The sequence below is a fragment of the Candidatus Flexifilum breve genome, from assembly GCF_016713355.1.
In genome coordinates this window covers 118,432-142,754 of record NZ_JADJPI010000039.1, presented here as the reverse complement: position 1 = coordinate 142,754, position 24,323 = coordinate 118,432, and the positions used below count along the sequence as shown (strand labels likewise).

At 62.0% G+C, this 24,323-nt stretch carries 23 protein-coding genes; 12 read left to right on the top strand and 11 right to left on the bottom strand.

All coding sequences use genetic code 11. From position 1 onward, the window contains the following. Positions 1–8: 8 nt before the first annotated feature. Together IPK17_RS37040 and IPK17_RS37035 are read left to right on the top strand one after the other, a co-directional pair. Entirely contained in the window at positions 9–479 is a 471-nt protein-coding gene (locus IPK17_RS37040; protein WP_343422774.1) for a MaoC family dehydratase, read from the top strand. A gap of 233 nt (positions 480–712) precedes the next feature. Continuing rightward, complete coding sequence (locus IPK17_RS37035; protein WP_343422773.1) at positions 713–1,930, top strand: aminotransferase-like domain-containing protein; 1,218 nt, start codon at positions 713–715, stop codon at positions 1,928–1,930. Between the two features lie 223 nt (positions 1,931–2,153). Here IPK17_RS37035 and IPK17_RS37030 read toward each other — a convergent pair whose 3' ends face one another. Continuing rightward, positions 2,154–4,298, bottom strand: a complete 2,145-nt coding sequence (locus tag IPK17_RS37030) for a hypothetical protein (protein WP_343422772.1) — start codon at positions 4,296–4,298, stop codon at positions 2,154–2,156. Between the two features lie 226 nt (positions 4,299–4,524). On the opposite strand from IPK17_RS37030, the gene IPK17_RS37025 reads away from it, so the two are divergent. Next, positions 4,525–4,842 (top strand): YkvA family protein, encoded by a 318-nt coding sequence (locus IPK17_RS37025; protein WP_343422771.1) that lies wholly within the window; start codon positions 4,525–4,527, stop codon positions 4,840–4,842. Positions 4,843–4,913: 71 nt separating this feature from the next. Here IPK17_RS37025 and IPK17_RS37020 read toward each other — a convergent pair whose 3' ends face one another. The 4 genes from IPK17_RS37020 to IPK17_RS37005 form a co-directional block, all read right to left on the bottom strand. Continuing rightward, positions 4,914–5,726, bottom strand: coding sequence for a hypothetical protein (locus IPK17_RS37020; protein ID WP_343422770.1), 813 nt, complete (start codon positions 5,724–5,726; stop codon positions 4,914–4,916). 39 nt (positions 5,727–5,765) lie between these two features. After that, entirely contained in the window at positions 5,766–6,473 is a 708-nt protein-coding gene (locus IPK17_RS37015; protein ID WP_343422769.1) for a PspA/IM30 family protein, read from the bottom strand. A 186-nt stretch (positions 6,474–6,659) separates the two neighbouring features. Continuing rightward, entirely contained in the window at positions 6,660–7,868 is a 1,209-nt protein-coding gene (locus IPK17_RS37010) for a hybrid sensor histidine kinase/response regulator (RefSeq protein ID WP_343422768.1), read from the bottom strand. 954 nt (positions 7,869–8,822) lie between these two features. Beyond that, on the bottom strand, positions 8,823–9,860 hold the full coding sequence (locus tag IPK17_RS37005; RefSeq protein WP_343422767.1) for a homoserine dehydrogenase: 1,038 nt from the start codon (positions 9,858–9,860) through the stop codon (positions 8,823–8,825). A gap of 156 nt (positions 9,861–10,016) precedes the next feature. Here IPK17_RS37005 and IPK17_RS37000 point away from each other — a divergent pair, with 156 nt between their 5' ends. From IPK17_RS37000 to IPK17_RS36980, 5 genes are all read left to right on the top strand, one after another. Next, on the top strand, positions 10,017–11,360 hold the full coding sequence (locus IPK17_RS37000; RefSeq protein ID WP_343422766.1) for an acetyl ornithine aminotransferase family protein: 1,344 nt from the start codon (positions 10,017–10,019) through the stop codon (positions 11,358–11,360). A gap of 594 nt (positions 11,361–11,954) precedes the next feature. Further along, positions 11,955–12,551 (top strand): RNA polymerase sigma factor, encoded by a 597-nt coding sequence (locus IPK17_RS36995; RefSeq protein WP_343422765.1) that lies wholly within the window; start codon positions 11,955–11,957, stop codon positions 12,549–12,551. Next, on the top strand, positions 12,552–13,091 hold the full coding sequence (locus IPK17_RS36990) for an anti-sigma factor family protein (protein ID WP_343422764.1): 540 nt from the start codon (positions 12,552–12,554) through the stop codon (positions 13,089–13,091). It begins immediately after the preceding gene. Between the two features lie 5 nt (positions 13,092–13,096). Beyond that, positions 13,097–14,209 (top strand): polymer-forming cytoskeletal protein, encoded by a 1,113-nt coding sequence (locus tag IPK17_RS36985; RefSeq protein ID WP_343422763.1) that lies wholly within the window; start codon positions 13,097–13,099, stop codon positions 14,207–14,209. A gap of 75 nt (positions 14,210–14,284) precedes the next feature. Beyond that, the gene (locus IPK17_RS36980) at positions 14,285–16,018 is read left to right on the top strand and encodes a hypothetical protein (protein ID WP_343422762.1); all 1,734 of its coding nucleotides are present in this window, start codon (positions 14,285–14,287) and stop codon (positions 16,016–16,018) included. Between the two features lie 147 nt (positions 16,019–16,165). Here IPK17_RS36980 and IPK17_RS36975 read toward each other — a convergent pair whose 3' ends face one another. Then, positions 16,166–17,209 (bottom strand): DmpA family aminopeptidase, encoded by a 1,044-nt coding sequence (locus IPK17_RS36975; protein WP_343422761.1) that lies wholly within the window; start codon positions 17,207–17,209, stop codon positions 16,166–16,168. A 73-nt stretch (positions 17,210–17,282) separates the two neighbouring features. Between IPK17_RS36975 and IPK17_RS36970 the strand changes: the two genes are divergently transcribed. Next, entirely contained in the window at positions 17,283–17,750 is a 468-nt protein-coding gene (locus IPK17_RS36970) for a hypothetical protein (RefSeq protein ID WP_343422760.1), read from the top strand. Here IPK17_RS36970 and IPK17_RS36965 read toward each other — a convergent pair whose 3' ends face one another. The 5 genes from IPK17_RS36965 to IPK17_RS36945 form a co-directional block, all read right to left on the bottom strand. After that, positions 17,751–18,158, bottom strand: a complete 408-nt coding sequence (locus IPK17_RS36965; protein ID WP_343422759.1) for a pyridoxamine 5'-phosphate oxidase family protein — start codon at positions 18,156–18,158, stop codon at positions 17,751–17,753. It lies immediately after the preceding gene. A 127-nt stretch (positions 18,159–18,285) separates the two neighbouring features. Next, positions 18,286–18,705, bottom strand: a complete 420-nt coding sequence (locus IPK17_RS36960) for a VOC family protein (protein WP_343422758.1) — start codon at positions 18,703–18,705, stop codon at positions 18,286–18,288. 275 nt (positions 18,706–18,980) lie between these two features. Further along, positions 18,981–20,126: a CaiB/BaiF CoA transferase family protein gene (locus IPK17_RS36955; RefSeq protein ID WP_343422757.1), complete on the bottom strand. Its 1,146-nt coding sequence runs from the start codon at positions 20,124–20,126 to the stop codon at positions 18,981–18,983. Continuing rightward, positions 20,114–20,521 carry a GNAT family N-acetyltransferase gene (locus tag IPK17_RS36950; RefSeq protein WP_343422756.1) on the bottom strand — a complete coding sequence of 136 codons (408 nt, stop codon included), beginning with the start codon at positions 20,519–20,521 and terminating at the stop codon, positions 20,114–20,116. The genes IPK17_RS36955 and IPK17_RS36950 overlap by 13 nt, the downstream gene beginning before the upstream one ends. Before the next feature lie 237 nt (positions 20,522–20,758). Next, positions 20,759–22,498: an ABC transporter ATP-binding protein gene (locus IPK17_RS36945; protein ID WP_343422755.1), complete on the bottom strand. Its 1,740-nt coding sequence runs from the start codon at positions 22,496–22,498 to the stop codon at positions 20,759–20,761. 175 nt (positions 22,499–22,673) lie between these two features. On the opposite strand from IPK17_RS36945, the gene IPK17_RS36940 reads away from it, so the two are divergent. The 3 genes from IPK17_RS36940 to IPK17_RS36930 all read left to right on the top strand — a co-directional run bounded on the left by IPK17_RS36940 (position 22,674) and on the right by IPK17_RS36930 (position 24,239). Next, positions 22,674–23,660 (top strand): NAD(P)/FAD-dependent oxidoreductase, encoded by a 987-nt coding sequence (locus IPK17_RS36940; protein ID WP_343422754.1) that lies wholly within the window; start codon positions 22,674–22,676, stop codon positions 23,658–23,660. Next, complete coding sequence (locus IPK17_RS36935; RefSeq protein WP_343422753.1) at positions 23,630–23,812, top strand: hypothetical protein; 183 nt, start codon at positions 23,630–23,632, stop codon at positions 23,810–23,812. The genes IPK17_RS36940 and IPK17_RS36935 overlap by 31 nt, the downstream gene beginning before the upstream one ends. A 196-nt stretch (positions 23,813–24,008) precedes the next feature. Further along, positions 24,009–24,239: a hypothetical protein gene (locus tag IPK17_RS36930; RefSeq protein WP_343422752.1), complete on the top strand. Its 231-nt coding sequence runs from the start codon at positions 24,009–24,011 to the stop codon at positions 24,237–24,239. The last annotated feature ends 84 nt before the right edge of the window (positions 24,240–24,323 follow it).

Genomic DNA, 24,323 nt, shown 5'->3' with positions numbered 1-24,323 from the left:
AATTGCCCATGCCGGGGAAATACTACGAGGATCTTGAACCGGGGATGATCATCAAGCACGAGTTGGCGCGCACGATTACCGAAGCCGATAACGTGCTGTTTTCCAGCCTCACGATGAACACCCAACCGCTGCACATCAACGAAGACTTTGCCGCCAAAACGCAGTTCAAGCAGCGGATCGTCAATGGCTTGCTGACGATGAGTCTAGTTGTGGGCATCAGCGTCAACGACCTGACCATCGGGACGATCATCGCCAACCTCGGCTACGAGAACGTAAGTCACCCCGCGCCCGTCTTTCACGGTGATACCATCTATGTCGAGACGACCGTCGTGTCGCGCCGCGAGAGCAAGTCGCGCCCCGATACCGGCGTGGTCACGCTCAAGCACATTGGCCGCAATCAGGATGATGTCGTGGTGTGCGAAGTTACCCGCTCCGCGTTGTTTTTGAAGCGCCCCACGGATGCTGATTCCGAGAACTAACAGGCATCCGGTTATGGCTTTTTCGACCCCACCCCGAATTCAGGGAGGGGAGCAAACATTGCCCGCAATGTCTCCCCTCTCCCCGCTTGCGTGGGAGAGGGGTTGGGGGTGAGGGGTTTATAGACGCTCCTGCCTCGGCCTGACTTTTCCGAGACAGACAAAGCGGACAAGGCAGGCCTTGTCCCTACAAAATCCGGGTTTCATTTACTGCTGTGCCGATAAGGATTGGATTGATGAACTGGGATTCTCTGTTTGCCGAACGTACCAAACAAATGAAACGCTCGACCGTGCGCGAAATCCTCAAATTGACGGCCAAGCCGGAAGTGATTTCGTTCGCGGGGGGGCTGCCCGCGCCCGAACTCTTCCCCGTGGATCGCATCCGCGAGGCGACTGATGTCGTGCTGGCGGAGCGCGGACGCGAAGTCTTGCAGTACAGCACGAGCGAAGGCATGCCCGAATTACGCGGCTTGATCGCCAAGCGGCTGGCGCATGGCAACTTCCAGATTCACCCCGACAACATCCTCATCACCAGCGGGTCGCAGCAGGCGATTGACATGCTGGCGCGCATCTTCCTCAACGAAGGCGACCGCGTCGTCGTGGAAAACCCGACCTACGTCGGCATGATGAGCTCGTGGAAATCGTACTACCCGCGCTTCTCTGCCGTGCCAACCGACAACGACGGCATGCTGGTCGACGAACTGCCCACGCTCCTCGCCGAACCGCACAAAGTCATGTACGCCATTCCGACCTTCCAGAATCCGCAGGGCACGACGCTGGTGCAGTCACGCCGCGCCCAACTCGCGCGCATTCTGGTCGAACATGGGCTGCCATTCATCGAAGATGATCCCTATGGCGAACTGCGCTACAGCGGCGACAAAGTGCCCTCCGTGCTGCAAATGGAAGCCGAAGTGCGCGGCGCAACCAACGCCGACGGCAATGTGATCTACTGCGGCACATTCTCGAAGATCCTGACGCCGGGTCTGCGCATTGGCTGGGTGGCGGCGGCTTTCCCGGTGATCGACAAACTGGTGCAGGTCAAGCAGGGCGCGGATCTGCACACGAGCACGCTCAATCAGGTGATCACCTACGAAGTCGCGCGCGACGAAGCCTTCCTCGACGCGCACATCGCCCATCTGCGGGAGGTCTACCGTCAACGCCGCGACCTGATGCTCCAGACGATGGACGAATATTTCCCGGCGGAAGTCACCTGGACACGCCCCGAAGGCGGTCTGTTCCTCATGGTGACCCTGCCCGCGCATCTCGACGCGACCGACCTGCTTAAGCAGGCGCTGACGCACGATGTCGCGTTTGTGCCCGGCGAAGGCTTCTACATCGGCGACGCGGGCAAGAACACGTTCCGCCTGAACTTCAGCAATTCGCGGGAAGAACGCATTGTCGAAGGCATCAAGCGGTTGGGCGGGGTGCTCAAAGCGGCCATACGGGAGAATTAACCTCATCCCCTAACCTGGAGAGGGGAAATGGATGCGGAGATATGTAGGGGCGCACGGTTGTGCGCCCTTGTGTTTAGACAAAACCTCACCCCTCTCCTAAAAGAGAGGACCAATGTGCTCGGTTCATGCCCCCTCCCCCGGAGGGACCCCCGCCGGCAGGTGAGGTTGAGTGTTTTCACTAATTGTGACATCGCCTCATACCTCTTCCCGACAGATGACGCCGTTAGTGGAAGACCCCCCCTTCATCGCGTCCGCCTGCATGTGGCTGGAAACGCAGCGCTTTGGTCAACTTTCTCGCCACTGATAGGCGGTACTGGTTTCTGGCGTGGTGAGCTGGTAGCGCCGACCGTTTTGCAGGTCGATGATCGTGAGCGTGCCGAGGCGGTCGGTGATGTTCTCGTAGCCCGCGACAAAACGGCCATTCGGGGAGATGCGCGGCGCGTTTAGCGGTACGTCGAGCGCGAGCACGGGCGTCTGCCCGCCGCCAGAAAGGTCGATGTCGACAACTTGCAGCACGTCCGCCTGTGCGATCACCGCGCGGATGACGCCTGGCAGCACTTCGACTGCCGCGCGCACGTTGATCGACGAGTCGAACGGCACCCACTGCGCGGGCGCAGATCCCGCCGCGACTGGATCGAACACATAGAAACCCGCCGACACGCCCGAAGGCGCAGCCGCATCCGCGTAGCTGTAGGCGCGACCATCGGCTAACCAGCGCGCGCGCCGCCCGCGTATCTTCCGCCGACTCGGGCACGGGCGCTTCGATCAGCGCCTTGCTCGTCAGGTCAAACACGCCCGTCCACACGCGATCCCCACGATAGATATCGACCAGCAGGCGTGAGCCATCCGGCGAAAACTGCGGACGCCGATAGATCGTGTCCGCCGCGTTGACGATCAGTAGCGACGGGTCTTCGCTGCCATCCATCGGCACAGTGAAAATGCCGCGCTCCTCGTCGGCAAAGGCGATCAGCGCCCCATCCGGGCTAAATGTCAGGTTGGTCGGCGCGAAGCTGGTGATCTCGGTGAGGTAGTAGGGGGCGGCGCGGCTGAAGGGCTGAATCCACAGCTCTCCCGTCACCACATAGGCGACCGTACCGTCGTTCGGCGCAATCGCGTATTCGCCCACATCATCCAGCGACCCGGTATATTGCCCGGGCGGAGCGCCGTTAGCGGGCATGCGCCACACTTGCAGCGTACCGTTGAAATCCGGCGAGAGGAAGTAGCCATCGGATGACAGGACCAGCGCCGTGACGGGCACGGCGGGCGCGGGTGTCGAGGTTACAGCGACCGGAGCGGGCGCCGTAGCCAGCGGTAGGGGTGTCTCAGTCGGCGCGGCGAGCGGAACAACCACCTGCGTCGGCCCCGGGATCAACGTGGGCGCGATGGTAGTTTCTGGCGCGGGGCGCCCCCACCCATACGCGACCGCCCCTTGGAGCGGCAGCGGGAAGCCCAGCCCCGTGATCGGGTCGTAGAGCGCGATCACGCCGCCCTGAAACGCCGCCAGCAGCGAACCATCCGGCGTCCAGCGCAGACCGGTCAGCGCGACCGGCACCTGCCCGAGCGTTTCGACTTCGGTCGCGCCGCGCTGCAAGCGCATCAGCACGCCGTAGCCTTCCGGAACTTCCGGATCGCGGGCGAAGAACACCAGCGCGTCTTCATCAGTCAAATAGGGGAGACGATACTGGATCGTATCGTCGAGCAGGATGCTTTGCGCATTGGCCGCCGCGAGATTCATCACGCGCAGACTGCCATCGGCCGGGGCAAACACCAATTCGCTGTCGCTGACCCACGCCGTACCAATGCTCGACGGGATGATGCTCGTGAGCGTGGCCAGGCTGCCATCGCGGCGATAGATCCACCACACGTTCTGCTCGGCTTGCGCGGCGAGGAAGGTGCCACCCGGCGACCAGCTCAGGCTGAGCATGGGGCTTTCCAGCAGGTCGACGAAGCCGCCGCTGCCCTGAAAATAGACTCTCGCCCCGGTCAGCGTGGTGTAGGCCAGCGCATCCCCGGTCGGTGACCAAGCGATGGTCTCGCCCGCGCCGCGGAAGTACGGCACGCTGGCGCTCTCCGCTTCCAGACGAATCGGATCGCCCAGCGGCACGTCCGTCGCGGGGATCAGCGTGATGTACAGGCCGTCCTCGGTGCGGTAGGCGAGACGTTCGCCCGCGGCATCCACCCCGAAATCGATGATGTACGCGCCCTCCGGGGTGACCGTGCGCACGCCCGCCGCGCCCACGCCGTACCGCTCGATGCGCCCATCGTTGAGCAGCACGAACAGATCGGCGGGCAGGTTGAGCGCTTCTTGCGCCACCGCCGGAAGGGTGAACAAGCAGATCGTCAGAATCACTATCAGCCGACGCAGCATAGATCGCCTCATTGAAGCTTTGTCAGGGTTCGTCGGTTGCTGGAACGGTACGAATTAGATTCATTTGGGGACCGCGACCAATGTCAGGCAGCGTGTTCCGCTTCTGACTTTTAACTTTCGCCTTTTAACTGCCTAGTATAGCCCGAACTCTCACAAGGCACTGATGGTTGCGCGGCGAATCTGTGCTAGAATTGTTACTAATCACATGAACAGATAGGGTAAGCGAATGATTCAGGGGATTCTCAATCAGGTTCAACTTACGTGGCGGCTGATGTTCGACCAGCGCATTCCCGCCTGGCAAAAAGCAATTGTGATCGTGCCGATCATTTACGTGTTGTCGCCGTTCGACTTCATCCCGGATTTTGTCCTCGGCCTCGGCCAGTTGGATGACATCGGCCTGGTGCTCGCGGCCATGCGCCTGTTTGAATCGGTGGTGCCGGAGTACATCGTGCAGGAGCACCGCAGCAATCTCAGCAGTGGGCGCTCGCAAGCCCCGACCAGCAATGGCTATCATCCCGAAGAACGCGAACGGATGAACGGGTAATTCGGTAGTCTAGAAGTCATTCTAGGGGCGCAGCATGCTGCGCCCCTACCGTTATGATTACGCAATTCTGTTTACCGCATGCGCAGGCGCTGAGCCTGTACCTCTTCCAGCGCGTCGATGGTGTCCTGCAGCCCGGTGACCTCGTCTTGAATCTCCAGCCGCAAGCGCTGCGCCTTCGAGCTATCCACTTCCTTCGTGCCAAGCCGTGACATCTGCGCGTAAATCGTGCCGAGCGACGCCAGCGTGTTGTCAAGCTGGATTTCGGCGCGCTTCATGCCGTTCTCCGTCTCGCGCAGGTTCTCCTGCTGGAGTTCCAGCGACCGCACGCGCTCTTCCAGATCGCGCTTAAGGTCGGCGTCCGCCGTTGCGGTTAGGTCGCGCTTGGCTTGCGCCAGTTTGCGCGGCACCTCCGCCTGATCGCGCCGTACGAGATCGTTGCCGTTAAACGAGTCAATGTGCAGCGCGAGATCGTACATGTGCCCGATCCAGTCGTTGACATCGGCGACCGTCTGCTGCAACTGCGTGCGCATGGCGCCACCGTGGTGCTCGGTCAGCGTGAGCATGCTGCGACGGTATTCCAGCGCGCGTTCCAACCGCTGGCGCGCATCGACGCTGCGAATCTGCCCGAGATCGTACTTGGCCTCGAATTCGCGGTTGAGCGCAATGGTGGCGGCTTCCGGGTTGGTGAGGTTCGACGCGATCAGCGCGATTTCCGCTGCCGCCCCGGCCACCAGCCACATCCACTGCGCCCACCATTCGAAGGGCAGCGGCACAAACAAGAACAGCACCGCTGTCACGATCAGCGTGAGTGCCGTTTGCCAGCTCAAGATCGCGTTCTGCAGCACCGCGCCAGTCACGCGGCTGCGGACTGATTGCTCAGACATAGCCTATCCTTCCGGTCAAGCCGGGACTCACCGCGCGAGTTATTCGGCGGCTTGCTGCGAACCACCTTGCGCGCCGAGCAGACGACGGCGGCGTTCTTCCAACTGGCGGTCGATTTCACCGCCGCGCACCGCATCGTCAATCTGATCGCGCAGATTCTGCGTCGCCATGTCGAGCCGCGCATCTTCGGTGTCGAGGCGATTGCGCACCTGTTCCGCAAAGCTGCTGATTTCCTGATCGCCGACCTTCGCCAGATCGTCGAGGCTCTTGATCGTCTTGGTAGCGACCTGCTTCGCAGCGGCCAGTTCGATGAGCGAGCGCAGTTGTTCGCGCTCCTGCCGGATCGAGGTCAGGCGCGCTTCCAGCTTCATGCGCATGTCCAGCATGGCGTTGTACTGCTGATCCTGCTGCTGCCACTGTTCGTAGTAGTCCTGCGCGAGCTGCTGCTTGGTGTTCAGCTCAGCCTGCGCCGCGGCGGCGAGGTCGTTTTTGCCCTTGAGAATGAGCGTGTCGATATCTCGGTCGAGCTTTTCGGCTGCGGCCGCAAATTCATCGTACTTGCGCTTCAGCGTGCGCACTGTACCACCCACCGTGGCCGCCGAATCTTCGAGCGCTTCCAGATTTTTCTCGGCCTGACGGATGTACTCATCCATCACGGCGACCGAATTTTGCTGCAAAGCCCGATCAACCATACCGTGCAGGCTGGCGTTGATCAGGGTATTCACCTTATCAATCAGTGAAGGAGCCATTGATCCCAATTCCCCCATGAGCTAGACATTTCGTCTAGTATAGCGAGTTTCATTTGTCCATGCACTGCTATACGCAGGACGCGTGCGGGGGTTGCAAAAATGGATGGCAGCGTGTTTAGCCGCGCCGCCGCTCCGGGAATTTTGGCCGCCGACCATCAGTGGGTGGGCGTTTTCAGCGTTCCAAGGTCAACACCGGCTAGGTCGCTTTGAAACCGCGTCCGTTAAGCGACAGGCTGCGACTTTGACAGAGATGATTGGCAGGTAGATCGAGAAGCAGCTTCCCTTGCCGGGTTCGCTTTCGACAGTGGCGCGCCCGCCGTGCAATTGGGCGATGCCCTGAACGATGGCCAGCCCCGCGCCCGCGCCCTGATTCTCGTAGATATCGCGTTCGTGCTGGTAGAAGATTTCCCAGATGTCCTTGTGGTATGCCGGATCAATGCCGCGCCCGTGATCTTCGACGGACAGCACAAGGTAGCCGTCAAACGTGCGCGCGCCCAAAATGATCGGCGCACCGTTGGGCGAGAACTTGATCGCGTTTTCGAGGAGTTGGATGAGTGCCATCTGCAAATAGGGCGAATCGGCGACAAACGGCGGGAGCTGCTCGTTGACTTCAATGTTGATGTTTGGCGGGAATTCCGACGTCTGGCGCGCCGACTGGATCGCCGCGTTGAACAGTTCGTTGATGTTCATGACCGGGGCGCGGCGCATCATGTACATGCGCTCGGCATCGCCAGTTTCCATTTCGACCAGATGGATGAAGTTCTCGATCAGCCGCCGCAGACGCGCCGCGCCCGCGCTGACGCCGCGCAGAAACAGCATCATGTCTTCGCCGCTCAGCGAATAGTTCTGCGTGTCGTTGAGCATCTCCGAATAGGCGACGACGAACGTCAGCGGCGTGCGGAACTCGTGATTGAGGATCGTGAGGATCGTCTTCTTGAGGTCGCGCATCGCGCCGCGGTGCAAATCGTTGAGCGCGCGATGCCGGCTGAGGCGCGAATCGACCGCGATGATCAGGTCTTCCGCGTCAAACGGTTTGGTCAGGTAATCGTCCACGCCGAGCATTTTGCCCCGGTGAATATCCGGTTTCTCGCTCAACGCGGTCAGGAAGATGAACGGAATACGAATCCAGGCGCGCTCTTTGCGCACTTCGCGCAGCAGTTCCAGCCCATTCATGTGCGGCATCATGATGTCCGACACGATCAGGTCCGGCAGGCGCATGCACGCCCGCAGGGTTTCGAGCGCCTGCTTGCCATTCTCGACGCTGATTACCTCGTAATGTTCGAGTTCAAGCACGGTCTGAATGCCTTCCAGCAGGTTCAGATCGTCCTCAACTACCATAATCAACCCTTTGGCAGCGACGTCCGAGTCCGGGTTACGTTGGTTCAGCGAGAGCATGCGGTTTCTCCGAGACTTGCATTTTCGTGGTGTGGAGCCTCACGTTATTTTCTCATCATATAACCTTTTTCGATCTGCGAAAGTTGGAATTTTCCGTGAATTTCCGGTAAATCGACGAGCGCCGCCTCAACGCACCGCGCCGCTATACGGACCCGGAGTCACCCCTCGAAGGCCCCCCCCCCCAACGACCGGCGGGCGGCCCCCCCCACCGCCCCCCCCCCCCCCCCCCCCCCCCCCCCCCCCCCCCCCGGCCCCCCCGCCCCCGCCCCCCCCGCCCCCCCCCCCCCCCCCCCCCCCTCCCCCCCCCCCCCCCCCCCCCCCCCCCCCCCCCCCCCCCCCCCCCCCCCCCCCCCCCCCCCCCCGCCCCCCCCGCCCCCCCGCCCCCCCCCCCCCCCCCCCCCCCCCCCCCCCCCCCCCCCCCCCCCCCCGCCCCCCCCCGCCCCCCCGGGGGGGGCCCCCCCCCCCCCCCCCCCCCCCCCCCCCCCCCCCCCCCCCCCCCCCCCCTCCCCCCCCCCTCTCCCTCCTCCGTTTTTCCTTCTCCCCCCCGCCGGGGTCCCTCCGTTTTTTCCCCCGTGCCCGTGTTGTCCCCCCCCCCCCGAATTAATAACCCCCCCCCCCCCGCCCCCCGGCGCACGCAAAAGGCTCCGCTCCCCCCCCCCTTTTCCCCCCCCCCCCCCCCCCCCCCCCTCCCCCCCCCCCCGGGGGCCGCCCCCCTGCCCGCCCCGGGGCCCCGGCCCCCGGCCCCCCCCCCCCCCCCCCCACCCGCCCCCCCCCCCCCCCCCCCCGCCCCCCCCCCCCCCCCCCTCCCCCCCCCCCTCCCCTCCCCCCCCCCCCCCCCCCCCCGCCCCCCCCCCCCCCCCCCCCCCCCCCCCCCCCCCCCCCTTCGGGCCCCGCCCCTCGGGCGGGGGCCGCCCCCCCCCCCCCCCCTGGGCCTTTTGGGCGCGGGGCGCTTTGCTACCAGCGACGCCCATTTCTAACCGTTTGGCTATCTCCAAGCTGATGGATCGCCAGCAGATCGGAGAGCAGCGCGAAACCCGTTTGCAGCTTGCCCGCGCCCGCCCCGATCAGCGTCACGTCACCGAGTAAATCGGTCGTATAGGTGACCGCGTTGGTCGTGCCGCTCACCCCCGCCAGCGGGTGGCTGATCGGAATGCGGCGTGGCTGCACGGATGCACCCTGCGGCGTCACCTGCGCGATCAGCTTCCAGCGCTCGCCTGCCGCTTTCGCCGCGTCGATGTCGGCGGGCGTCAGGTGGCTGATCCCCTGCACATGCATGTCCAAGGCGAGGAACTTCCGCCCGAAGAGCGCCTGCGCGAGGATGCGCGCCTTGCCCGCCGCGTCCCAGCCTTCGACATCGGCAGTCGGGTCGGCTTCGGCGTAACCGAGCGCCTGCGCTTCGGCCAGCGCTTCGGCGTAGGGTTTGCCGCTTTCCATCTGCGTGAGCATGTAGTTGGTCGTGCCGTTGAGGATACCGCGCGCCGATGTGATGGTGCAGCCCTGCAGCGCCTGCATGGCGAGGCGAATCGACGGCGTACCTGCCATCACCGTGCCTTCGAACAGCACCTGTCGCTGGGCTTTCTGGGCGAAGCTCATCAGGTCGTTGTAGGCGACCGCCACCGGGCCTTTGTTCGCCAGCACGACGTGTTTGCCCGTTTGCAGCGCCAATTCGCACAGGTTGAGCGCGGGCTGACCGGTTTCGAGGTTCGACGGGCTGGCTTCGACCAGCACATCGGCGTGGCTCTCGCGGATGATGCGTTCCGCGCTCCACCCGCGTTCCAGCCCTTCCCACGAATCCGGGTAAGCAGTGAAATCGCCGAGCAGTGCGTCCAGATCAAGCCCGGTCGGGCTGTACAGCGACCCGCGCCGTCCAGTCACCACGGCGACGACCTGCGGCTCGAAGCCGTAGCGTGCCTTCAGATCAGCGCGTTTGTCGCGGAGAATTTGCACGAGGCCCTGACCCACTGTGCCAAAGCCGATGAGGATAATTTTCATGGAGCTTCCCTTGTGTCGCGGCGGTTAACGCGTTGGATTATATAACCAAAGTTCTTTGCGAACACGCGCTCATCTACTGTAGAATCGAGCGACTTTGGCGCACGTTACTGCTGCTGTAACAAGGTGCTTTACCCCGAATAGCTTTGGAGAAATCTTATGACGATCAATACGTCCACCCGCCCCGGACCCATCGCGCAGTCGTTGATCGCGCGCGATGATCAAACCATGTCCGGCTCGATGGTGCCGCGCTATCCCTTTGTGATGGAGCGTGGGCTGGGAGCGCAGGTCTGGGATGTGGATGGCAACGAGTACATCGACTTCGCGGCGGGCATCGCCGTGAATTCGACGGGCCATTGTCACCCCAAGGTGGTGCAGGCGATCACCGAACAGGCGCAAAAATTCATTCACATCGCGGGGACGGATTATTATTACGAAGTGCAGGTGCGCCTCGCCGAACGCCTCGCGCAGATTGCGCCGTTTAAAGAAAATGCCCGGGTCTTTTTAGGCAATTCCGGCGCGGAAGCCGTCGAAGCGGCGATCAAAATGGCGCGCTGGTACACCAAACGCCAGAATATCATCGCCTTTTTCGGCGCGTTCCATGGGCGCACGCTCGGCGCGCTCTCGCTGACGGCCAGCAAAGTGGTTCAGCGCAACGGCTTCTTCCCGCTCATCCCCGGCGTGCATCATGTGCCGTACAACAATCCGTATCGCTGCCTGCATGGGCGCGAGCAGAGTCAATGCGAAGCGCACTGCACGTGCGCCAACTATATTGAAGATGTGGTCTTCAAGAAGATCATGCCCGGCGACTCGGTCGCGGCGATCATCCTCGAACCGATTCAGGGCGAAGGCGGCTATATCGTGCCCGATCCGCGCTTTGTGCAGGAACTGCGGGCGATCTGCGATAAGTACGGCATTCTGCTGATCTCCGACGAAGTGCAGGCGGGCGTCGGGCGCACGGGCAAATGGTGGGCGATTGAGCATTTCGGCGTCGAGCCGGATATCGTCACCTCGGCTAAGGGCATTGCCAGCGGCATGCCGATCAGCGCGATCATCGCCAAAGAACATGTCATGAGCTGGCCGCCCGGCGCGCACGGCTCAACCTTCGGCGGCAACCCGATCTCGTGCGCGGCGGCGCTCGTCACGCTCGATCTGGTCGAGCAGGGCTACATGCAGAACGCGGTCGAGCAGGGCGAATACATCATGGAAGCGCTCGAAGAGATGCGCTCGCATCACCCGACGCTCAAGCATGGGCGCGTCGCCGGCAAGGGTTTGATGATCGGCGCGGAGCTGGTGCTCGACGAGAAGCGCACCCCGGCGGCGGTCGTGCGCAACACCGTCGAGAAGGCCGCGCTGGAAAACGGGCTGCTCATCCTCGGCGCGGGCGAGAATACGCTCCGCTTCTGCCCGCCGCTCATGATCGAACGCGACACGGTGCAGCAGGGGCTGGAACGTTTCGATCTTGCGCTCACGCAGGCCGAACGCGAAGCGGGCTTGCTGTAGGCTTGTCAGTTCACCTCACCCCGTTTCGCTGCGCTCAACCGCCCCTCTCCAGAAGGCGAGGGGCAATGGCACGCCAAGTCGTATCCCTCTCCACCTGAGTTGGCGAGGCAAGAGGGGATTTAAAAAGCATCTCTTAAAGCCTTTCTATTCGCCAGCGGACGCGATTTATCGCGTCCCTACGAAAACTATTTGGCTTGGCGGGCGGTGTTGGCTCCCCCCTGAATTTTGGGGAGGGCCGGGTGGGGTGCGTTACAGCCTGCGCCCGTATTTGCTCCGATTATTGCAAACGCTCCCAGTCGCCTCCATCTGATCTCATATACCACCTATGACATTTGACTGATATAAAGCCTCCATCGTTCGTGCTATCCTAAGCAGTAATTTGGTCTTTCGTTCTTGAGCAGAGCGGCTTCGGGAATCCACGAGAGATGAGCGCCTAAAGCACCCCACGTCCTTCCCCGAAGGTTCAACGCACCGCCGTCACGCATCCACATGCACACTGTTTAGCGGTATAATGCCGCAACCTTTCGCCGCCCCGCTGCGTATAGGAAAGTAGCCACGCAAGGCGAGAGGAAGACGTCGATTGGAGAGAACAAGTTGTCTACGCCCGATCCGGTTGTCCTAGAATGGGTACATGCCGCGCTGGAAGGCGATCAGGATGCATTCGCGGAGCTGGTCTACACCTATCAGGATTCGGTGTACAACCTGGCGTACCGGATGCTCAATGATCGGGGCGAAGCCGAAGACGCCGCACAGGAAACGTTTCTCCGCGCTTATCTCAACCTCCAGCGGTACGACCCCTCGCGTTCGTTCAAGACCTGGCTGCTGACGATTGCGTCGAATCACTGCATTGACCGCATTCGCCGCCGCCGCATGACGTGGCTATCGATTGAGGATGATCCGCTGCCAGCCTTAAGCCTGAGCAGCGAGGAACCCGAACCGGAATTCGCATCGATCATGCGGGAGCAAAGCCGCGAAATTCAGGCGCTGCTCAAGGAACTCAACCCCGAATATCGCGCCGCCGTCGTGCTGCGCTATTGGTATGACTATTCGTATACCGAAATTGCGGACATTCTCGACACGACGGAAAGCGCCATAAAAAGCCGCCTGTTCCGCGCTCGGCAGATTCTGGCCGAGAAGATCAACCCGAAGACGGCGTCGGGTCCGCTGACGGCGCTATTGGAGAACGTGTAAATGGCGAACGAACGAGGACGACGACTAATGCAAGAAGCGTTGGATGGCGAACTGGAGTCGGAAGCGCTCCAGGAGCTGTACCAGCGCATTGATGACCACCCCGACGAAGCGGCTGATTTCCAGAAGCTGAAGCATGTTGACCGCCTGCTGCGCGCCGCGCCCATGGAACGCGCCCCGCAGGGCTTGGCGCTCAAAATCATGGCGAAGCTGGCGGAAGGTTTGCAGCCCGAACATCTGATGCGCTCGTCGGGTTTGGCGCTGGCGCTCGGTTTGGCGCTGGTCACACTGGTGCTGACGCCGCTGCTGGCGGGCTTAGGCTGGCTGATCGTCAACGCGGTCGGCAATGCGGGCGCGCTCACCGCGCTGATCAACCAGATCGCCGGGCTGCTCTCGCTCATCATGAATTCACTGGACGCGCTCGTGCAAGGGGCGCGCGATGTGCTCAACACGTATCCGGAAGCGCCGGTGGTGATGGTTGCGATCATTCCCATCGCGCTGTTCTGGTTGGTGCGGTTTGGCTGGCGTAAGGAGCAGGAGTAGACGCGATGAACACTCGGCGCAATCTGCTCATCCTCGCCGCTGTCGTGATCGGGTTGATCGTGCTGTCTCTGCTCGCGCGAAACTTCCTCAACCCGACCACGCTGATCGACGGCACCAATGTCATGTTCACTGACGAATACCGCCTTGACGAAGCGGTTGACGGCGATCTGGTGGTCGTTGCCCGGGTGATCGCGTTGGAAAGCGGCGCGGTCATTGACGGCGATGTGGCGCTGATCGGCAGCGAAATCACCGTCGATGGTCGCGTTGAGGGTGAGCTCACGGTGTTGGGCGAACAAATTCGCCTGAACGAGTCGAGCGTAGTCGACGGCGATGTCAACCTGATGGGGTCGGACGCGCTCGTCGCGGGGCGCATCGACGGGGATATCCTCGTCAATGCCGCCACCGCCGCTTTCACCGCTCAGGCGCAGGAAGCGGGTCTGATTACGGCCTGCGTGGATGAAATCACGCTGCCGGAGGGCGTCGCAGCGGCGCCTTGCCCGGAAGACAAAGCGCTCCATCCGTTTGAGCCGCTGCTCGCGCTGCGTGATGGTACGGGGAGCGGCCTGTCGGTGAGCTGGAGCCCGCTCGGGCTGTCGCTCTCGCTCTCGCTGTCCGTGATCACACTGGTTGGGCTGGCCACCATCGCCGTGACTGCCTTCCCACGCCAGATCAGCCATATTGAAGACGCGGTGCGCGCCCGCCCGACGCGTTTCCTCGGCGTAGGGATTGCGCTGTATGCGCTCGGCGTGGGGCTCACGCTCGCGCTGATCACGCTGCTGGCGGTCGTGCCGCCGCTCGGTTTGCTCCTGCTGCCCGTCTACTTGGTGGCGCTGGTGGCGCTGGTGGCGCTCATGCTGTGCGGGTTGGTCACGCTGGCGCTGGTCGTCGGCGATGTGATCGTGCAGCGCGTGGCGAAAAATCGCCTGCCGCCGCTCGTCGCCGCCGTGATCGGCAGTTTTGTCCTCTCTGCTGGTATCTCCCTGCTCGTCATCCTGCCGTTCGGTTGGTTGGCCGATGTCCTGATCATTGGCGCGCTGAGCGCGGTCGGTTTGGGCGCGTCGACGGTCACCCGTTTGGGCACGCGCCCGGTCACGCCGACGTATTTCGTCCAAGGATGACTAACGGCTAGATTGTCCTCTGTGTGGGCGCGGATATAATAAAGCGCAGCGATGTGTACTTAGAAGGACGCGCCCATGCGACGCTTATTGTTTACCCTGATCCTGTGCCTGTTCGCGGCGTCGGTGAGTGCCGCGCCACTGGCCCAAACGAACTCGTTTGAACTGCTCGTCTTCGATGCGCGTGCCGATCTTGAGGTACTGGCAGATGCGGTGCTGGGCGTTGGCATTCGTCCGCAAAGCTGGACGGGCAATACCAACCTGCAATCGCCGACTATCGTCTCGGATTTGTGGTTCGATAACGAACAACTGGCCGATGCGGTGTTTGGCCCGAGCATCCGCCCAGATGCGTGGATCGGCGCGACCGTGCCGGTACCCGAAGTGATCGCCCGCAATGTACGCCACGACCTCGAACTCGCGGCGGACTCCTTCTTCGGGCGCGACTCGCGCCCGGCGGAATGGCGCGGCGGCGCGCCCATCTTGCGCTGCGATCAAACCCTGCAAAACACGCTGATCATGCTCAGTAGTTTCTATGGCTTGCAGGCGCAAACGCCCGAGTCGGCGATCAACTACTGCGGCGCGGTGCAGGCGGAGATCGAAGACGAGCTGGTTAACATCGTGTTCGGCACACCGGACGCGAACGGCAACCTGCCCAACCCGATTGAACTGCTCGGCGCGGTGCGTGGCGATCTCGAACGCCTTGCCGACGAACTGCTCGGCCTCAACACCCGCCCGAACGGGTACATCGGCAGCCGTGACCTGAACTCGCCCACGTTTGTCGGTGATGTGCTGCTCGATCTCCAATTGCTGGCGGATAATACGCTCGGTCTCGGCAGCCGCCCGCCGGGCTGGATCGGCGCGACGACCAATTCGCCCGCGACCTCGTACCTCAATCTGCGCGCCGACCTCGAACTGCTGGCGGATACCACCTACGGCGTCAACCGCCGTCCGACGGGCTGGCAGGGCGTCAATTCGCTGGAGCGCTGCCAACCGCTGGTGCGGTCGCTGGTGTTCATCGTCGAATCGTCCTTCGAGATTTCGCTCGGCGAGCTTGACCCCGCCGCGCCGGATTACTGCGCGCAGGTCGATATCGCCGTGAATTCGCTGGTCGAAAACCCGCCGGTGCTCGATATCGTCGATCAGGCGGCGGAACAGCGGCTGATGGCGACGTCGAACTATGCGTTCGCCTACCTCGACTATGCGGCGCTCGACTACATGGGCGTCATGCCGGGTGGCACGGAGTTCCGCGCGGTCTACCGTAATTTCGGCGCGTCCAATATGATGTTCGTGAGCGGCGATAACTTCGCGGTGTACCTCGATTATCGCTTCACCACACTGCCGGAGATCACGTTCCGCAGCCTGCCGACGCTCGATGGCGAACCGCTCGCCTACTGCGATGCGCTGTGGTGCAACGGCCCCGGCCCGACGCCCACGCCGACAGGGTATGGCCCGCTGATTGGCGTGCTCATCCAGACGACGCCGATTGCCACGCCCGACCCGGCGACCATCGCCTCCACCAAGCAGCTCGTGTCGTGGAACTACATCCGTGTAACCTACGTGTTCGATAACCTGCAAGCCCGCACGGCGCAGGTCGCGCTGGAAGTCTGCGCGCAGCCCGCCGTCAACGCGACCGGGTGCGAACCAGTGCTGCAGGTGTTCGACAACAACGCGAACGCGGTTAAGCCGGTGATCTCGCAGTACAACGGCCTGAACGTGTATGAGTTCCGCTACGGCTACACGACCAACCTCGTCATCGAAGGCGAGTCGCGCTACGCCAACGACGTGTGGATCGCCGACCCGACGATCCGCTAGGCGGGCACAACAAGGACTAGCATGAAGTCATTTCAGGATCGGCAGTTTGTCTAACCCCACCCCTAAATCCCCCTCGCCCTTGGGCGAGGGGACTTAAGAACTCTTCCCCTCTCCTTTAAGAGAGGGGACGGGGGAGACGTTGAACGGCTAGAGCCGCCCGTACCGTTTGAGCAGTTCCACCAGCCGATCTTTCGGCAGCGCGAACGCCGTGTTACCGCTGCGACCCGTCAGGGTTTCCGCGGTGAGCAGCGCGTTGAGGATCGCTTCTTCGAGGCTTTCCACGACGGCGGCAAACAGCGGATCGAGCGCATCATCGCGCACCAGCGGCGGGTTAATCCGTGCGGCGGGCGTGTGCGACGTGCGGTTGGTCGTCGAGAAGGCGATAGCGAAGTCACCGCTGCCATGATGCCCGACCGATCCGGTTCGCCCGAGCGCAAACGCGGAGCGATTGGCCAGGCGCGTCAACTGGCGGGCGTCGAGCGGCGCATCGGTCGCGATGATCATCATGATCGAACCGCCGCCGACCTGCGGCAGTGCCTCATCGAGCAGTTGCTGCCCCATCGGCGCGCCGAGGAACAGCAGTTCTGCGCGCTGACCATAGTTAGTCTGCACCAGCGCGCCGACGGTGTACGCGTCCACACGCCGTGACGCCGTGCCGATCCCACCCTTGAACTGGAAACACAGCGTCCCGGTCCCCGCGCCGACATTCCCCTCCGCGACTGCGCCGCCTGCCGCGCTCTCCAGCGCCGCAAAGACGTGTTCGGCTTGCACGTGCCGCCCCCGTAAATCGTTGAGAAACTGGTCGTTGCATTCGCCCACCACCGGGTTGATCGATCCGGTCGCCAGGCCAATCTCGGGATTGGTACGCAGCATGTAGGCGATCAGCGCATCGGCGACTTTGCCCACATTGAGCGTGTTTGTGAGCAGAATGGGCGTTTCAATCACGCCGAGTTCGCGGATCTGCTCAAAGCCGACTGCCTTGCCGAAACCGTTGATCGTCGCGACGCCTGCCGCGACCTTCTCTCGAAACAGATTATCGCCATGCGGCAGCACCGCCGTGACGCCTGTGCGCACCACTTCGTCTTGTATCAGCGTCGTATGCCCGACCAGCACGCCGGGCACGTCAGTGATGGCATTGAACTCCCCGGCAGGCAATTGACCGGGCACGATGCCGAGATCACGTACGCGCATCTGTCGCCTCCCGATGGAACCAAATCCCGGCGAAAAACGTATTATGGTGAGAGTCCACTGGTGGGAGGCTGGGATGCGTCACTTAGTCTTGTTCCTGTGTGTGCTGTGCCTGACGAGCGCGTGCAGTTTGTTTGACGGAGTTGCGCCGCTGATTATACCCGAGCCAACCCCGGCAGATCAGCCATATGTGCTGCTCACTGCCGATCAATCGACGGTGCGGGTGGGTGACATCGTGACGGTGCGGGCGCAGTCGTTCCGCGTCGGCATGCCGCAGTATCGCTACACGCTCACGCCGGGCGCGGCGCTGCTCATCCCCTACGCCAGCGGCACACCGAGCCTGAGTCAGCCGGTGGGCGCGGCGCCGTTTGAATTTGTCGTACCTGAAGAAGGGGTCACCGGGGATGTGGTGCAGTTACGTGCGGTCAGCGTCGGCACCGCGAGGTTGAGCGCGTTCGCCTCCGGGGAAATTGCGGCGGCCGATGGCGCTTACATGTGGGGCGGTGCCGATTCCAACGCGCTTGAATTGACGGTGACGCCGTAGCTATTCGCCGCGGACGTATGTCGGGGTGACGCGGATCGCCACCGGGAAGGTCCCGGCGAAGACATCGGGCGTCATGCCGATTTCAGGCATGCTCGTCCCGTATTTCGCCATATACTGCGCGTTTTGATGCGGGGGCGGCGCGGCCGGGTCAGGGTGCGCTTCGCCCATAATCACAAGGTAGTCGTCGGCATCCAGCGTAGCACTGTAGCTCAACGCGACCTGCGGATGTTCCAGGATATTGCGGTATTTCTGCGCTTCTGCGCCCGTGTAAATTAGAAACGTGCCGTCCTCCCACACAAACCACACGGGAGTCGGTTGGGGCATGCCGTCCGCGCGGACGGTGGTGAACCACATATAGACTGCTGTTTGGATCCGTTCCAGAAATTCGGGTTTAATCGCTACGCCCATGACAACCACCCTTGCTATCCAGTAAGCCTGTAACCAGCCTTGCCCGTATTGTACTGTGAGATCGGTTTAATTGGGGAAACAAAAAGGACGCGAGTGCTCGCGTCCTCCGGTTGAGTCGCTGAGCTGATTAGCCGTTGACGGGCGTCATCGTGATGTTGTTGGCCGCCGCCTCTTCCTGCGTCATCGGTTTGACCGTTTTACACAGGGTGATCCAGTAGCCATCCGGGTCTTTGATGTCGAATTTGCGGTCGCCCCAGTATTCGGTCTTGAGGTCGTCAGCTGCCCCGCCGCGCGCCTTGACATCGGCGTAGTACTGGTCGAGGTCGGTCGAATCGGGGACATACACCATGAACTGCACCGTCGCGCCGGGCGTCGGCCCTGCCGGATCTATGCCAAGGCCAAAGCCCGCTTTGCCGAGTTCGAAAATGCCGAAGACTTCGTTCCCGTTGTCATCGTTCATCGACACGCTCTGTTTGAAGCCGAGCGTTTCCGTATAGAACTTCTTGGACACAGCAAAATTCTTGACCGACAGGATGGGCATGATCATGGTGCTTTATCCTTTTGTGAGGTCGAGCAGATTTGCTTATTATAGCACGAATGTTCGTGTAAAGTCAAGAAATTTTGTTCGAATATAATGGGTAAAATTGAGGGTAAAACCGGGGTGAATCCGCCTTCAAATTCAGGGTACGGAGAGAACATGTCTCACCAAACCAAAAAGGTTGTGTAGGGACGCAATTGATGGCGTCCGCTGGCGTGAGGCTCCATTTAAGCGACACTTCATGTCTAGCCCCTCTGCCATACGAACGAGGAGAGGGGACAGCCTTACCGCGTAAGGCCAAACTCCCGCAGCACTTCGGCGGTGTGCTGACCGTGCGCGGGTGGTGGCGTGCGGATCTCGGTTGGTGTGGCGGAGAACCCGACCGGATGCCCGATCATGGGGATACCGTCGAGCACATGGATCAGCCCGCGTGATTCAACGTGCGGATCAGCGAGAATGTCGGTCACCGTGTTGATCGGCCCGGCGGGGATACCGACCGCGAGACTGCGCTCTACCCACGCGCGCGCCGTGTCACCGGCGAACACGTCATTGAGCAAACGTACCAGTTCAACACGGTTGGCGACGCGCGCCGGATTGGTCGCAAAACGCGGATCGCTGCCCCACTCCTCGCGCCCGATCAATGCGCACAACTGGCGGAACTGCCCGTCGTTGCCCACCGCCAGCGCGAAGTCGCCATCGGCGGCGCGAAACGTCTGGTACGGGACAATGCTCGGATGCGCGTTGCCGTAGCGTCCCGGCGTTTGTCCTGAGACAAGCGCATTGCTGGCGATATTGACGAGCGCCGCGATCTGCGAATCGAGTAAGGCGATGTCGAGGTGCTGCCCGGCGCCGGTGCGTTCAGCGTGGAGCAGCGCGGCGAGGATGGCGGAATGCGCAAACAGCCCGGCGAACACATCGCTGATCGCCACGCCGACCTTATGCGGCGCGCCCTCGATTTCGCCTGTGATCGACATGAGGCCGCTCATCGCCTGCACGACAAAATCATAGCCGGGGCGGTTGCTGTACGGGCCGGTCTGCCCAAAGCCGGTGACGCTGGCGTAGACCAGGCGCGGATTGATCGCCTGCAAGTCCGCATAGCCCAAGCCGAACGACGCCATGCCGCCCGGTTTGAAGTTCTCGACCACCACATCGCTGTGCCTGACCAGTTCCCGCGCGATCTGCTGATCATGCGGGTTCTTCAGATCAAGTGTGAGGCTGCGCTTGTTGCGGTTGACGCTCAGGTAGTAGGCGCTGAAGCGCTGGCCGTCGCGTTCCAGCCACGGCGGCCCCCACTGGCGCGTTTCGTCGCCGCGCAGCGGGTCTTCGACTTTGATCACGTCCGCGCCGAGATCGCCAAGCAGCATGGTGCAGAACGGCCCCGCCAACACGCGCGTGAAATCGAGCACGCGCACGCCGCTTAATGCGCCCAATCGAAGCCTTTCCAGATATGCATGCACGTTTGGCCGACTTTGACGAAGCCGAGCTGCGCGTAATAGCCCGCGAGCTGATCGGCACAGTCCAGCGCGATCGCTTGCACATGCGCCAACCGACCGAGCAGCGCCCGCATCAGGGCGAGGCCGATGCCCTGTCCGCGTAACGCCTCGTCGACGATCACGTCTTCGATGAAGGCGCGGAACAGGTCGTCGGTGACGGCGCGCGCAAAACCCACCAGTTCGTTGCCGCGCCACGCGCCGACGCACACCGAATGCGCCAGCAGGTGCTGAATCTCGGCAGTGGTGCGCGTCTGTGTCCACTCGGCCTGCGCGAACAGGCGATGCAGTTCATCTGGTGGAATCGGGCGGGTAAACGAGTAGTCAATATCCATATGATCAACCTCAAGCAGATGCGAATTAGGGGGTTATTGTACCGGAGGAACGCGTGAAAATCGCGGATGGATATGATTCTATCCCTCCCCCGAATTCCGGAGCCGCGGGTTCTGAATTTGCAACCAGTGATTAAATGCTCGATCAGCCAGGGTTTCTGTAGGGGCAGACCTCATGTGTCTGCCTGACTGAATAACCTAGGTGCGCCCCTACGGTATAAATTATCTACCGGACGCCGCTCAAATCTCCAATTGCAGGTTGTACAGCCGCGCATAGCTGCCCCCGCGCGCGATCAATTCGTTGTGCGTGCCCTGCTCGCTGATGCCGTCGGCGGTCAGCACGAGGATGCGATGCGCGTGGCGCACGGTCGACAGGCGGTGCGCGATGACGAGCGTCGTCCGGTTCTCGCTTAACTGCTCCAGCGAGGTCTGGACGGCACGTTCACTCTCGTAATCGAGTGAACTGGTCGCTTCGTCGAGGATGAGGATCGGCGGGTCTTTGAGGAACACCCGCGCGATGCTCAGGCGCTGCTTTTGCCCGCCGGAGAGTTTGACGCCGCGCTGTCCGATATCGGTGTCGTAGCCGTCGGGCAGCGCCATGATGAAGTCGTGGGCATTCGCGCGTTTGGCCGCCATCACGATCTCGTCATAGGTCGCGTCCGGTTTGCCGTAGCGGATGTTCTCCGCGACCGTCCCCGCGAACAGATACACGTCCTGCTGCACCACGCCGATCTGCTGGCGTAGCGAACGCAGCTTCACATCCTTGATGTTGATCCCATCGAGCAGAATCTCGCCGGAGGTCACCTCGTAGAAGCGCGGAATGAGCGAGCACAACGTCGTCTTGCCGACGCCGGACGTGCCCACCAGCGCGACGTATTCGCCTGCCGGGATGGTCAGCGACAGGTTTTTGACCACGTCCTCATGCTCGGCGCGATATTTGAAGCTCACCTTGCGAAACTCGATGTCGCCGCGCGCGTGCTTCAGGTCGCGCGCATTGGGCGCATCCTGAATATCCGGCTCGATTTCGAGGATCTCCATGAAGCGCGTGAAGCCGGTTGCGCCTTCCTGATACAGGTGCGTGAAGTTGATCGCCCGCTTGATCGGATCGACAAGGATGCCGACACACAGCGTATAGGTGAGCAGATCGGCTAAGTCGAGCGACCGATTGACAATCGCCACGGCGCCGAAGACCACCACCGCGATGGTCAGCAAGTGCGTGAAGCCAATCATCCCGGCGTCATAGTTGGCTTCGCTGCGATAGCCGAGGCGGCGGCTGTCCAGAAAGCGATTATTTTCGTGCCGAAATTTGCGCTGTTCAACGGCTTCGTTGGTGAACGACTTGACCACCCGCATGCCCGCCAGCGAATCTTCGACCTGTGCGTTCACATCGCCGATGCGCGCGCGACTGGCGAGCAGGGCTTTGCTCATGCGGCTGTTGAAGTAGAAGGCGTACACCGCCATGATCGGCAGGAAGGCGAACACGAGCAGGGTAAGCGGTACGTTGATGGTGATGAGGATGACGAACGCGCCGCTGAACTTGAGCACCGAGATGACGAAGTCTTCCGGGCCGTGGTGACACAATTCCGAGAACCAGAAGGTGTCCGTGGTGATACGCGACATCAACTGCCCGGTGCGCTGATCGTCGTAGAAGCTGAACGACAGCTTCTGGTAGTGATCGAACAATTCGGCGCGCATATCGCGTTCCATCAGCGCGCCCATTGAATGGCCGCGATAGTCCACGATGTATTGGCTCAGCGTGTGCAGGGCGACCAGACCAACCATCACCACCCCCATCGCGTAAATCTGATTGAGGGTGTCGGGCGTGGTTTCGGCCAAAACATTTTGGGTGATGTAGCGCGCGCCGAGGGGAAGCAGGAGCGTGGTGAGGGCGACCACGAAAGCGCAGGCCACGTCGATGAGCAGCCACCCCCGGTAGGGGCGGTAGTACGACACAAACTTCTTGAAACGTGACAGAGTCAAATAGTCTCTCCGGAATGGACCAGCGGGTTACCTACAGGGTTCTACTCGCTATTTCGGACGCGAGGGATTATAGATGGGTCAGAAAAGTTCAACAATGCCCAATCTGCGGATTCGCTGCCCCATGCGCCAGAACGCCTTGTTATGATTAGCGCTTTGCGAATTTAAAGGACTCTCTATGACCGTTTCGATCTGGCAGGCCGAAGATACCCAACCAATCCGCGAAGTGGATGTGCTCGTGATCGGCGCGGGGCTGGCGGGCTGCGCCGCCGCGTATTTCGCAGCGCAGGCCGGGCGCAGCGTGGTGATCACCGAAATGCGCGATGTGGCGCTCGGCGCAAGCAGCCGCAACGCCGGGTTCATGATCACCGGGCCGGATACCTACTATCACCGGGCGATTGAGCTGTACGGTCATGCCAACACGCGCGAACTATGGGCGCTCTCCGACAAAACGCACAAGTACTGGCGGGAATTCGCCAAGCAGGGTGACGTACGCCTCGACAACTGCGGCTCAATGCTTCTGGCGGAATCTGAAGAGGAAGGCAAGGAACTGGAAGCGGCGGCGCGCGCGCTCAACGCCGACGGCATCGACGTGGTGTATCACGCGAATGATCCGCTCAAACGCGGCTATTTCGGCGCGGTCGAACATCCGTGGGATGCCGCCGTGCAGCCCTACGAACTGGTGTGGACGGTCTTCAAGGCGAGCGGCGCGGAACTCGTCAACAATAACGAGGTCTACAAGGTCGAACAGACGGGCGCGGAATGTGTGACCGTGCACACGCGCCAATTCATATTTCAGGCGCGCTATGTCATGATCTGCACAAATGCCTATTCGCAGTTTGTGCACCCGTACTTCGTCGGCAAAGTGATCCCCACGCGCGGGCAGTGTCTCGTCACCGAACCGCTCACCGAGAACGTCATGCCCGTATGCGGCTACAGCGATTACGGCTACATGTACTACCGCATGACCTTCGACAACCGCCTCTTGATCGGCGGCGGGCGCAAGCTGTACAAAGAACTGGAAAGCACCAGCGAAGATCGCATCAGCGACCCGGTGCAGGCGTACCTCGACAACTACCTGCGCACCAAGTTCCCCGATGTGACCGCCAAGGTCGATCGACGCTGGGCGGGATCATGGGCTTCAGCGTGGATGGCCTGCCGCTGATCGGCACGATCCCCGGCTCGCCGCGCATCGGCTTTGCCGTCGGCTTCACGGGGCACGGGCTGGCGTTCGGGTCGGGCGTGGCGGAACGCGCGGTCGATCATCTGCTGAATGGCGCAAGCGCGGGCATCCTCGACGCCGCGCGGCTAGGGTAGATCTGACCCCACCCCCGTCCCCTCCCCGAATTCAGGGAGGGGAGCCAGAAAAAGCGTGTTTCTCCCCTCTCCCCGCTTGCGTGGGAGAGGGGCTGGGGGTGAGGGGATAGAGCGAGTCGCTGCGTGACGAATAGCGGAAACGTTCAAGACTCGCTATGATTTGAGCTAGAAATGAGGCTTATCCGAGCGAGGGCATATGGATCAGCATTATCAGGAATGGAGCGAAAACGCGCCGCGCGGGCTGCTGCTCATCGGCGCGGGCATTTCGGTGATCGGTCAGGCGATTGTGTTGAAATCGCGGCGCAAGTCGACGGTGGTGTGGTTCCTGTTCGGCTTGGTTGGCTTGATCCTGTTCAACGCGGGCGTGTCCGTGTTCGGCGAAGCGGTCAAGCACCGCACACTCTACGAGAGCAAACTCGGCCTGTAACGAAAAGATTCGAACCACAGCGAACACAGAGGACACCGCGATCATGATCGCGGTGTCCTCTGTGTTTATACCCTGTAGGGACGG